This is a genomic window from Dolichospermum sp. LEGE 00240 (genome assembly GCF_015207875.1).
In the GTDB taxonomy this organism is placed as follows: domain Bacteria; phylum Cyanobacteriota; class Cyanobacteriia; order Cyanobacteriales; family Nostocaceae; genus Dolichospermum; species Dolichospermum gracile.
Genome location: NZ_JADEVZ010000108.1, coordinates 1 through 10,904, shown reverse-complemented (window position 1 = coordinate 10,904; position 10,904 = coordinate 1). Strand labels below are relative to the sequence as shown.

General features: G+C 38.7%; 11 protein-coding genes. 6 read left to right on the top strand and 5 right to left on the bottom strand.

What is annotated here, in order from left to right; all coding sequences use genetic code 11:
* Positions 1–278 precede the first annotated feature (278 nt).
* On the top strand, positions 279–590 hold the full coding sequence (locus tag IQ226_RS23020; RefSeq protein ID WP_370567220.1) for a type II toxin-antitoxin system Phd/YefM family antitoxin: 312 nt from the start codon (positions 279–281) through the stop codon (positions 588–590).
* A gap of 124 nt (positions 591–714) precedes the next feature.
* On the opposite strand, the gene IQ226_RS23015 is transcribed toward IQ226_RS23020, so the two are convergent.
* Positions 715–999, bottom strand: a complete 285-nt coding sequence (locus IQ226_RS23015) for a hypothetical protein (RefSeq protein ID WP_228039625.1) — start codon at positions 997–999, stop codon at positions 715–717.
* A gap of 393 nt (positions 1,000–1,392) precedes the next feature.
* Between IQ226_RS23015 and IQ226_RS23010 the strand changes: the two genes are divergently transcribed.
* Both IQ226_RS23010 and IQ226_RS23005 read left to right on the top strand, forming a co-directional pair.
* Positions 1,393–2,262, top strand: coding sequence for a lipid kinase (locus IQ226_RS23010; protein WP_193899269.1), 870 nt, complete (start codon positions 1,393–1,395; stop codon positions 2,260–2,262).
* Between the two features lie 180 nt (positions 2,263–2,442).
* Complete coding sequence (locus tag IQ226_RS23005; protein WP_193899265.1) at positions 2,443–3,090, top strand: exopolysaccharide biosynthesis protein; 648 nt, start codon at positions 2,443–2,445, stop codon at positions 3,088–3,090.
* 339 nt (positions 3,091–3,429) lie between these two features.
* On the opposite strand, the gene IQ226_RS23000 is transcribed toward IQ226_RS23005, so the two are convergent.
* Complete coding sequence (locus tag IQ226_RS23000; protein WP_193899263.1) at positions 3,430–4,827, bottom strand: hypothetical protein; 1,398 nt, start codon at positions 4,825–4,827, stop codon at positions 3,430–3,432.
* 137 nt (positions 4,828–4,964) lie between these two features.
* On the opposite strand from IQ226_RS23000, the gene IQ226_RS22995 reads away from it, so the two are divergent.
* Entirely contained in the window at positions 4,965–6,563 is a 1,599-nt protein-coding gene (locus tag IQ226_RS22995; protein ID WP_193899261.1) for an Hsp70 family protein, read from the top strand.
* 507 nt (positions 6,564–7,070) lie between these two features.
* Here the strand turns inward: IQ226_RS22995 and IQ226_RS22990 are convergent.
* From IQ226_RS22990 to IQ226_RS22980, 3 genes are all read right to left on the bottom strand, one after another.
* Positions 7,071–7,319: a hypothetical protein gene (locus IQ226_RS22990; protein WP_193899259.1), complete on the bottom strand. Its 249-nt coding sequence runs from the start codon at positions 7,317–7,319 to the stop codon at positions 7,071–7,073.
* A 162-nt stretch (positions 7,320–7,481) separates the two neighbouring features.
* Positions 7,482–7,907 (bottom strand): M48 family metallopeptidase, encoded by a 426-nt coding sequence (locus tag IQ226_RS22985; RefSeq protein ID WP_193899257.1) that lies wholly within the window; start codon positions 7,905–7,907, stop codon positions 7,482–7,484.
* 142 nt (positions 7,908–8,049) lie between these two features.
* Positions 8,050–8,406, bottom strand: coding sequence for an iron-sulfur cluster assembly accessory protein (locus IQ226_RS22980; protein ID WP_193899255.1), 357 nt, complete (start codon positions 8,404–8,406; stop codon positions 8,050–8,052).
* A 299-nt stretch (positions 8,407–8,705) separates the two neighbouring features.
* On the opposite strand from IQ226_RS22980, the gene IQ226_RS22975 reads away from it, so the two are divergent.
* Positions 8,706–10,322: a hypothetical protein gene (locus IQ226_RS22975; protein WP_193899253.1), complete on the top strand. Its 1,617-nt coding sequence runs from the start codon at positions 8,706–8,708 to the stop codon at positions 10,320–10,322.
* Positions 10,323–10,699: 377 nt separating this feature from the next.
* Positions 10,700–10,870: a CopG family transcriptional regulator gene (locus IQ226_RS22970; protein WP_193899250.1), complete on the top strand. Its 171-nt coding sequence runs from the start codon at positions 10,700–10,702 to the stop codon at positions 10,868–10,870.
* Positions 10,871–10,904 lie beyond the last annotated feature (34 nt).

Genomic DNA, 10,904 nt, shown 5'->3' with positions numbered 1-10,904 from the left:
CAAGCACTTAATATTTTTTGTCTTATATCAGTCGAATATGCTGCTGCCATATATCTCAATTATTTTCTTTTTTTTACATCTTTAAAGTTTACCATCTTTGTACCGCGTTTGATCTCAAACTGCTGTAATATTAGATATGCTAAAAATAGTTCAAGAACTTTATAAAAATAACCAAGACTTATTAAGTTAAATAAGACAATTGTATTACCTGTAGTTGTTGTAGCTATTACCAAAAAATACTTGACAAATACCACCAATCACAATTAACATTGAATTAGATGCTAATTAAACTTGCGGTCATGATCAATCTTAGTAAAGATATACATTCCCTCACCGAATTTAAGCGTAACACCACTGAATTTCTACAACAGATTAAAAAAACAAAACACCCCTTAGTTCTCACTGTCAACGGAAAAGCCGAGTTAGTTGTTCAAGATGCAGAATCTTATCAAGAACTATTAGATGCTGCTGAGTTAGTAGAAACTTTAAAAGGCATTAAACCAGGCTTAGAACAAATGCAGAAAGGTGAAGGAAAAAAAGCCGAAGATTTCTTTAATGAATTGTTTAATAAATTAGACAGTTCCCAATGAATGATAAATATCAAATCATTATCCAACCAGAGGCGCAGAAAGCAATAGAAGACGTGAACCATTAAATATTGTCCATTACCGTTGTATTCACCATCGCAACTGGCGAAATTAGCAACAAACCAAATTAAATAAAATCTCCAGATGTTTCTGTTAATACCCATTCGTAGGGTGCAAGCAAGGATGGAAAATATTTAAAAAAGACGGGCATACAACGATCAAAAAGCGATCGCAACACAGCATCCGGTACTTCTAATCCATTGATATAAGACTCGGCTATTGCCATTTGCACTGCGTTAACTGTTCTAACCGCCAGACGGGTGGCTTTGTAAGCAATTAGACTTTTGGTATGCCTATCTCCCACCACAGGAAGATGTTTTGCGATGTTTTGTAAAATCGTTAATGAACTCATATTTATTTTCGGTTGCAAAACTGCCACTATTCTATATCAATAAAACCAAGTCAAAATATTATTAAATAATAGATATTCCTTTAGATAGATATAAAGAAGTTGGCAAGATTTTTATCCAAACTAAATAATGATTACTAAGCTGTTGTGCATTTAGTTTGTATAATTCTAGCGGGCAAGATGCCCGCACTACAAAGTTCAAGTAAATTATGGTTATCAAATTTAGCTGCGTAACAGCTTATAGACAAAAATAAATAATTGAATGCTCGGTTATACTAGAACCATATTACTGTATTCTATAATCAGTTAAGTCTCAACTTTTTGATCATCCTACACTGAGATTTTCAGCAAATGGATGTAAATAATTCCATATACAAACTACAAAAGGTAGCTAAAATGAGTCTCCGCGCACTATTGTTAGTAAATAGTAATTCTCGTCAAGGACAAGAACGTTACCAAGAAGCGATAAATTGTTTAAATAAATTGGGTTTAGAGATAATTACAGAATCTACAGAACATCCAAATCAATTAGGTGATTTGATTCGGCATTATCAACAAGAAATAAATTTGGTAATTGTGGGTGGTGGTGATGGTACACTGAATGCGGCTATTGAAGCGATAGTCGAGACTCAACTACCTTTGGGTATTTTACCTTTAGGAACAGCTAACGACTTAGCAAGGACTTTAGGGATTCCCAATTCTTTAGCGGAAGCATGTCAAATTATTGCTTCTGGAAAGTTACGCAGGATTGATTTAGGTTGTGTAAATGGTAAATATTTTTTTAATGTGGCCAGTTTGGGGTTAAGTGTAAAAATTACTCAACAATTAACTAAGGAAATTAAACGGCGTTGGGGTATATTTGCTTATGCGGCAATTGCATTCCAAGTAATTTGGAAATCCCGCCCTTTTAGTGCAGAAATTCGCATGAATGATGAATCAATTTATGTTAAAACTGTGCAAATTGCTGTGGGTAATGGTCGCTATTATGGTGGGGGGATGGCTGTAGTTCACGATGCAGCTATAGATGATCAAAGGCTGGATCTTTATAGCTTAGAAATTGATCATTGGTGGCAAATTCTGCCTTTGCTGCCGGCTATGCGTCAAGGACGACATATTCATTCGCCAAATGTTCGCGCCCTGGAAGGTCAGGAAATCACAGTATACACTCGCAGACCCCATTCTATTAATACAGATGGAGAAATCACCACCCATACTCCGGCTGTGTTTCGGGTTGTTCCTCAAGCGATCGCTGTTTTAGCACCCTGACTATCATCTTAAACTATGATTTACCTAATTGATCTGATTTATTTGATGACATCTTAACTATTATTTAAGGTAGAAAATGAAGATCAAAACTCCTATCTGTCACGAAAGAAACATTCAGCGGTGTTCACTTCTAAATTTTGCTGTATCATAAGAATCACAAAAATCATTAAAATCATAGTTATGAATTTACGCTTTTCTCAAGAAATTAAATCTCTTCTAGAACGTTTAAGTGAACAACCGCTAACTTTAGGTGATATCCTCGCAGAAACTTCCGAACGGGGTTTTAGTTTGGTAATCACATTACTGGTATTACCTTTTCTATTTCCCATGCCTCCAGGCTTGAGTAGTCCTTTAGGTGGGGCTTGTTTATTATTATCATTGCAAATGGTTTTAGGCAGAAGAACACCTTGGCTACCCAAAAAAATTGCTAATTATAAATTTCCCAACGCTTTCGCTAAAATCATCTTACAAAATCTGCGGCGCGTCACTAGGATATTAGAAACAATTGCCCGTCCCCGATTACAAAAAGTCGCTAATCATCCTTGGATTTGGCGATTTAACGGGCTGTGCATCTCTTGGTTAACAATATTATTAATTTCTCCCGTTCCTTTTACCAATCCTATTCCGACTGTGGGAATTTTACTTTTAGCCGTTGCGACCATTGAAGCGGATGGGTTGTTAATGTGTGTTAGCTATGTTGCTACTCTCTTAATTACTTTACTATTTGGTTTTATTGGTTATGCCCTATGGTTAGCCCCCAATTTACTGACTGATATTTTCAGAGAAAATTCTTGGCTCTTCCGTCTCTTTCTCTTTTATGGTAATTGAGGATTGATGATAACAAAACCCTTACGGGACAAGGGTTATAAACAATTATTTCCATATTTTCAATGAAATGCCTACACAATAGGACTTTCAATGATTTTGAACCAGGTTTTCCATAAAAATAACCGAAGAACCAAATTTTTGACATTTCCCATGATATGTTGCTAGAATAGAAATCCCAAAGCCCAAGGCCAAGAAAAACCCCCAGCTAAAAGCCGAGGGTAATAGTTTAATTAAGGTGCATCTACTATTTGAGTATCCATCACCGTTCTTCCTCCATCCGGATAGTTTCAGTGGAACTTTGATTTTTTATGCTGCTAAACTACCAGATCCCCGACTTCTCTAAGAAGTCGGGGATCTAATAGTATCCCATCCGTACCAATGTAGCACAGCTAACCATGTGGCTGATAGTAACCCAGCAATACTCAAGGTTAAGCCAGTAAAAGGAATTAATAACCCAAATACAGGTAAAACAACTCCAGAGATTGTACAAATAATTGCTGCTAAAGAAACACGACGGTTTTCACCTAAACCATAACTTAAAGCTAATAAAATTAGTGCAATCATTAACCAAGCTAATTCAGCATTAATTATCCGTGATAGATAGGTTAGTGTTAATAAACAAGCAAAGAAAATACCTCCAGCAATGGCGACATTTTTCAAAGTCATGGGTAGGGATAAGTACAGCAGCAATATCCACCATAAAAACAAAGCCGGTGCTAACAACAACAACCGGGGAATAATGCCAGTTTTGCCAATAGGTTTAGTGCTAGTAAAGACACCAAAAGGATTTTTTACAGCCACATTTTCGGCAAAAATCCAAGTAAATTGGGTGCTTTTACCGTCAACTTTAATATCATCAGGAGTAATCCCACTGGCAAAATCAGCATTATTAAAATTAGCGATCGCCACCAGCCTAAATTGTGAAAGTAACTGATTTGTGGCACTATAAACCCAGCGGGGACCACCATCGGCTTTATAGGTAACTTTAAAAATAGTTTCTTGTCCCGGTTCTAAGCGGAAAGGAAAACTATAATCATCGTTATTTGTTTGTTTTAGTCTTGTTCCATCCCGTTCTACTTTGTAACCGCGCAGGATCGAGTAACCATTAGGGGGTGGTACTTCCCAGAAAAAACTATTAATATCACTCAGTTGGTTAATAACCTTGTAATTAGCTGTATAGTCTGTCTGATAAATAGAACTACGATTTTGGACATCTACACTTTGATTAATTTTAACTTGAATTTCTGAACTTGCTAAAGCGAGGTAACGAGTAACTTTTTGTTTGTCGTTAACTTTAACTATCTTACCATTAACTTGGGTAGTATAAACATAAGGTTCTTCAGTAATGTAGCGAACTTGGGGAGAAACCTGTTCGAGTTTATCACCTGCTACAGTAGCCGCAACTTCAGAGACTTTTGCTTGTTCCCAATAATGGTAACGATTGCTTAAAGTTGAACACAAAAAAAAGCCAGTTACTAACAAAATTAAGATTAAGGTTAAATGCTGTAATCCTTGCAATAATTGGGAGTAACGAATTGACAATTGACCGAAAAAAACCGCTTGTTCGGTCGAATATCTTCCCAGAGAAAAACTAATTAGGGCAATTGCCACTCCCAAGGCTATAATTAAAAAAAATAATAATAGCGAACTTTGGAGTAATTGAGTACCAAATTGCAATAATTCCTGGGGATGTGTTAAATCAGGTAAACCGGGAATACCTTTAGCGTCAACAGACATAATAGATATTTGGGTAGTTTTTACACTCTGACAGATTTAATACCACAAAAGTTGCCAGCACCGCAAAGCGGAAGTCAAAGGTCAAAAGTCAAAAGTCAAAAATAATAGTTCTCTATTTTCGGAAATAATATTAAGATATGGCGATCGCTATTGATTTTGGTACAAGTAACACAGTTATCACTCGTTGGCATCCTGTCACTCAACAAGCAGAAACTCTGAATTTGCCTAGTTTATCAGCACAACAATTTCTCAACCCTCCACTAATACCTAGCTTAGTTTATGTAGAAAATGCCAGCACGGAGACAATTATAGCTGGACAACAGGTGTGCGATCGCGGTTTAGATATAAAAACTGATCAAAGATTTTTCCGTAACTTTAAACGCGGCATCGGTGCAGAGATTCAGGGTTTTTTGCCAGAACTGGACGGTAAAAACATTACCTTTGAACAAGTGGGACAATGGTTTTTAAGCCAAGTAATTACCGAATTAGCCATCCTCGAAGGAAACATAGATTCCTTAGTTTTAACCGTACCTGTAGACAGCTTTGAAGCCTATCGTTACTGGTTAGGGAAAGTTTGTCAATCCCTACCCGTCGCCCAGATCCGAATGTTAGATGAACCCACCGCAGCCGCTTTAGGTTATGGTTTAGCAGATCAAGGAACTCTCTTGGTTGTTGACTTTGGTGGAGGAACATTAGATTTATCTTTGGTAAGCTTAGATCAGGGAAAACAAGCTAAAACCAAGCCTTTAGGATTTCTCCTTAAATGGGGTGATAAAACTCTAGGGGAAGATTCTAAACAAAAGATGAAAACAGCCCGTGTATTAGCCAAAGCAGGGCAAAATCTCGGCGGAACTGATATTGATAATTGGATAGTAGATTATTTTGCCAAAACTCAGGGATTACCAGTTAGTTCTCTCACCACCCGACTCGCAGAACGGGTGAAAATTCAGTTATCAACTCGTGATCAAGCTAGTGAAGTTTATTTTAACGATCAAACCTTTGAAAGTTATGAAATGGATCTTGATCGTTACACCTTTGAAAATATTTTGAAAGAAAACGGATTTTTCGATAAGCTGCATGATTCAATGATGACATTACTACAGCAAGGGCGACGCTATGGCATAGAAATTGATGATATTAATGCAGTATTATTAGTTGGTGGAACTGTACAATTGCCAGTGGTACAGACATGGATAGAACAATATTTTGAACCAGAAAAAATCCGTCGTCGTCTGCCTTTTGAAGCGATCGCCCATGGTGCATTACAAATCACCCAAGGCATAGAAATCAAAGACTACCTTTATCATAGCTATGGTGTGCGTTATTGGGATCGCCGCAACCAACGTCACAATTGGCATCCTATCATTAAAACCGGACAACCTTATCCTATGACTCAACCCGTAGAATTAGTTTTAGGTGCTTCCGTAGACAATCAACCCAGCATTGAGTTAATTATCGGGGAATTAGGTGCAGAAACAGGTGCAACAGAGATATACTTTGATGGCGATCGCCTAATTACTCGTCAACTTAATACTCCTGTAACTACCGTTAAACCCTTCAATGATAGCGCAAATGCCAGTAAAATCGCCAAACTCAAACCTCCAGGATTTCCCGGCAGCGATCGTATTAAAATCTATTTTCAAGTAGATGAACAACGGTTTTTAAGAGTTACCGTTGAAGACTTATTAACCAACAATACCCTAGTAGAAAATCAACTTGTGGCACAATTAAGTTGAGGAGAACGATCAATTAGGGCTGGCTGAATAAACCTGAAAGCATTACATATAAAGGATTTGATCCTGTTTTAGTTGGAAAAGGTGCAAGCTTTTATGATGTGGAAACTTAAAAACCTTGCATTTAATTTCTATTCCCAGGAAATATCGCTATCATTCAACTCTTGAGACTGTTCCTAGTATGTTAATTTTGTGTGTTTTGGAGCGATTTTCTGGGAAATTATTGGTGTTACCGTAGTTTACACCGAAAGCATCTGTTCCAGGCACTTTCTCATAAAAATATGCGACACATTTTGTGCATGAAGTCTTATGGGATAAGGGATTCAGAATTAACACACTAGACTGTTCCCTGTTCCCTGTTCCCTAGTCTCCACAGATCACTCTTTCAGCAAACCCCAATTAACAGTCAAACTATTGCTAAAAAAAAGGTTTTTCTCCTTCTTTCTTCTTTCTTTCTCCTGACTCCTAACTCCTGACTCCTGACTCCTGACTCCTGACTCCTAACTCCTGCTATAACTCATTTTTCGTCAGCTTTTTAGATACCCAGCTAATAATACCACTAAGTAACGCACCGCCCATCAATATACCAATAGCAGGGTTAAACACTGGTATCCAGAGTTTGTGCCACAAATCTAATCCCAAGTTAATTCCAGAAGCATCACCAATCACGGCTATCACCAGCCATCCAAAACCAAAAATTACGAGGAAAACATCAGCAACTAATATAAAATTGAGCCAGTTTAATAATTTGTCTTTCATTTTGATTGGTCAGTTGTCAGTTGTCAGTTGTCAGTTGTCAGTTGTTAGTTGTTAGTTGTCAGTTGTCAGTTGTCAGTTGTTAGTTGTCATTAATTCTCTCTCTTGTCTGTCACCTGTTCCCTGTCACCTGTCACCTGTTCCCTATTCCCTATTCCCTATTCCCTATTCTTCAAATAACCATTTTTTAACTTTGGCTAAATTTTTCCAATCAGGTTTTCTGGTTAAACCATCTTCGATGCTATTTTTAACTTCTTCTTGCCATTCCTCATTGACAAAAATCAATTGTTGTGCAACATCAATGTGTTCCCGTAAACCTTTCTGACCTGTTTCTAGCATAGCTAAAGCTAGATTAATTCTGCCTTGTGGGTCTTGGGGATTGAGTTTCACGGCTTTATTCGCAGCGTTGAAAGCTAATTTACCTTTGTTATCAAGAAGATATAACCAAGCTAAACAAATCCAGGCTGAACTGGCTTTAGGAGAGCGATCGCACACCTCTTTAAATACAGGAATCAAGGATTCTACAGACTCCCCAGCTTTATAACGTTCTAAACCTGTATCAAATAGGTCTTCAATTGTTGTATTAGTCATTTGTCAGTGGTCAGTTGTCAGTTGTCAGTGGTCAGTTGTCAGTGGTCAGTTGTCAGTTGTTCGTTGTCAGTTGTCAGTTGAGTTCTGACTCCGAACTCCGAACTCCGAACTCCTGACTCCTGACTCCTGACTTCTCACGGTATTATACTCCGAAAGACTTACCACAGCCGCAAGTTTGGGCAGCATTGGGGTTAGTGAATTGGAAACCACCACCAATCATGGCATCACTATAATCGAGCATTAAGCCGTAAAGGTAAAGTAGACTTTTGCGATCGCAAATAATTTTGAAGCCATCGTAATCGAAAACCTCATCATCAGCGGTAATCTTGCTGACATCCTCAAAATCCATCATGTAAGACATTCCCGAACAACCACCCTGTCTGACTCCCACCCGCAAGCATAAATCTTGCCCTTGCTTATCTTGAAGAGACTTAACCTGACGTAATGCCGCTTCAGATAACAGAATTCCCCGTTGTTGGGTTTGAGTTGCTTGGGTCATAAATTTTTTACTCCTGAACTAGTTTTATCAATATCCCAGCAGGCATTTTTGTACCTCTGGGTTGCTATGAATGTTTTTGTATTTATTTTAGCGACATTACGACGGCAAAAAAGCATAAGAAGATGGGAAGATGGAAAGATAGGAGAAAATTTTTCAAATAATCCCTTCTTTTTTCAACTGTTGCTCCTTTGTCAGCAACCTGAGATTTTTATCCTAGAATTGAGGGGTTAGGTGTGTTGAAAGATTAACCATTCCCAAAGTTCCCATTTTCCATCGCTTTGTTTTGATTCACTTACTCTATGACAAGTTTTAATCGCTCTACCAGTCGCCGGTTGCAGAAATTAACCCAAATTCCTTCTGTATGGGAGGGCGATCGCCGTCCATTATCATCACCACACACCCCATTTACAGACCCAGACACCAAAGGAGATTGCATTCTTTGGGTAGATGCCTCAGAAGGCATTGTTAGAGGCATGGACATGATAGATCCCACTCTGGGGCCCGAAGCCATTGTGCGTACCCTGATGCGGGCAATAGAACATCCCCAAAGTCCAGCCAAACCCGGTAGACCACAAAGAATAGTTGTGCGCGATCGGGAAATTCAATTTTACCTGCGCGGAGTCCTACAGGATTTAGACATTGCCATTGACTACGTACCGGAATTACCCATAATTGACGAACTATTTCGCTCCTTTGCCGAAGTCATTGATAGCCAAACTCCCGACTTACCCCCCAAATACGCCAAACTCCTCCATGATCAAGCCTTAGAAGTCTGGCAAGCTGCCCCTTGGCGATTTCTAGAAGAACAGCAAATTTTATCCATAGAAATCAATCAATGGGACGTAGAAAAACTCTATGCCTCCGTCATGGGAATGTTGGGCATTGAATATGGCATTTTGTTTTATCGTTCGGAAGATTCCCTCAAACGGTTTCGGGCTGCTGTTTTAGCTGACGAAGATGAACTAAATCAAGATTTAGAAGAAGCCTTCCTCAAACAAGATTGTCTATTTCTCACCTTTGACTCCCTGGATGACAACGAAGCTGATGATTTGGGTAATTTGGCACAAATGCCCCTGTCCGAAATTCAACCTACCTTCGGCAATATTCACCCCCTAGAAGGGTTACGTTCCGTTTTGTATGAAGAAGAAGCACTCCTCAGTTTTGTTGCCGTAGAAAGTTTATTGCGGTTTCTCCGTGACCACCATCGGCAATTATACGACGAAGATTTTCTTGCCCTGAGCCAACGTTATCGAATTTCTCTACCAGAAGCCGACAACAATCGCAAATCCTTAACGGTCACTGTTTCTACCATGCCAGAGTTGACAGCAGAACTAGAGGAAATGGCTGGTTTTGATTTAGATGACGAAGATGAAGACGACGATGATGATTCCATATTTGCAGCCTTAAGAGACGACTTAATCCCAGAAGATGCTTTCATGAGTTTGGGTGTCTTACCTTGGGAAACATTAGATTACCTGCGTCAAGCACCTAATCACCAAGCAGCAGGGGAATTTGAACCAGCCGGTGATGGTTTACCTGTGATTGTCATTCAAACCTCCCGTCCTAAAGCTAAAGGAATTATTGAAAATATTCAAGCCGCTGGAGGATTAAACGCCATCTGCTTTCACACCGTCACGGATCCAGTAGATGATGATCTATACGATTTAGGTTTATTACAAACGCATAACAGTGAATTATTTTTGTTTGGGCAATTTTTAGATGATGACCCAGTGCATATAGAAGCCAAGCGAAAATGGCATCAACGGTGTCAAAATACTCAAGGACATTGTGGGTTAATCATTGCCAAAGGATTGACTGGAGCTTCTCGTGGTAATCCCCAGTTAAGAGATATGATGGCTTTATTAGAAGCTCGTGTACTTTCCTCGGAAGAATTAAGCTTGGAAACGGTTGACTAAATAAATAGATATACCTAGAATTTATAAATTAAATTACAGGATATCTATAACAATCCAATTTTGTTTTTGTAAGATTGTCCTGCTCTATTTTCTTCCCTGTTACCTACTCCCTCTTACCTGTTACCTATTCCCTGTTACTTGTTCCCTATTTACACATTGATAGGTCGAGTCAATGGCGCTCAGGCTCAAATTACCAGAAATTTCCAGTATTCAAGCCAGGTTATCGCCAAATTTATTTGGGTAAGTAGTTGACAAACTGAAGATTTTAAATAAGATTAGTGTTTTTGTTACATTTTTAATTCAGACTAACTTTCATAGTCTCATTTTTGTTTTGAGTGACCAGATCCTCTAAATCAAGTTAATATACAGCAAAGTGCATGATGATGACAAACAAAAAATGGGCGGTTAAACGCATAACAGTGAATCTAGCCACACAAGAAGCGGAAAAACTAGAAAAGTATTGTCAACAGACAGGTAGACCGGCAACGGATGTGATTCGAGAACTGATTAGAAGTCTCCCACAAGGGGAAGAGGTGACGGGAGGGTGATAGACGACAGGGAGCAGGGGGCAGGGAGCAGGGG

Coding starts and splice junctions, on each gene's coding strand:
- IQ226_RS23020 (WP_370567220.1), top strand. CDS start 279: ATGCTAATTAAACTTGCGGTCATGATCAATCTTAGTAAAGATATACAT.
- IQ226_RS23015 (WP_228039625.1), bottom strand. CDS start 999: ATGAGTTCATTAACGATTTTACAAAACATCGCAAAACATCTTCCTGTG.
- IQ226_RS23010 (WP_193899269.1), top strand. CDS start 1,393: ATGAGTCTCCGCGCACTATTGTTAGTAAATAGTAATTCTCGTCAAGGA.
- IQ226_RS23005 (WP_193899265.1), top strand. CDS start 2,443: ATGAATTTACGCTTTTCTCAAGAAATTAAATCTCTTCTAGAACGTTTA.
- IQ226_RS23000 (WP_193899263.1), bottom strand. CDS start 4,827: ATGTCTGTTGACGCTAAAGGTATTCCCGGTTTACCTGATTTAACACAT.
- IQ226_RS22995 (WP_193899261.1), top strand. CDS start 4,965: ATGGCGATCGCTATTGATTTTGGTACAAGTAACACAGTTATCACTCGT.
- IQ226_RS22990 (WP_193899259.1), bottom strand. CDS start 7,319: ATGAAAGACAAATTATTAAACTGGCTCAATTTTATATTAGTTGCTGAT.
- IQ226_RS22985 (WP_193899257.1), bottom strand. CDS start 7,907: ATGACTAATACAACAATTGAAGACCTATTTGATACAGGTTTAGAACGT.
- IQ226_RS22980 (WP_193899255.1), bottom strand. CDS start 8,406: ATGACCCAAGCAACTCAAACCCAACAACGGGGAATTCTGTTATCTGAA.
- IQ226_RS22975 (WP_193899253.1), top strand. CDS start 8,706: ATGACAAGTTTTAATCGCTCTACCAGTCGCCGGTTGCAGAAATTAACC.
- IQ226_RS22970 (WP_193899250.1), top strand. CDS start 10,700: ATGATGATGACAAACAAAAAATGGGCGGTTAAACGCATAACAGTGAAT.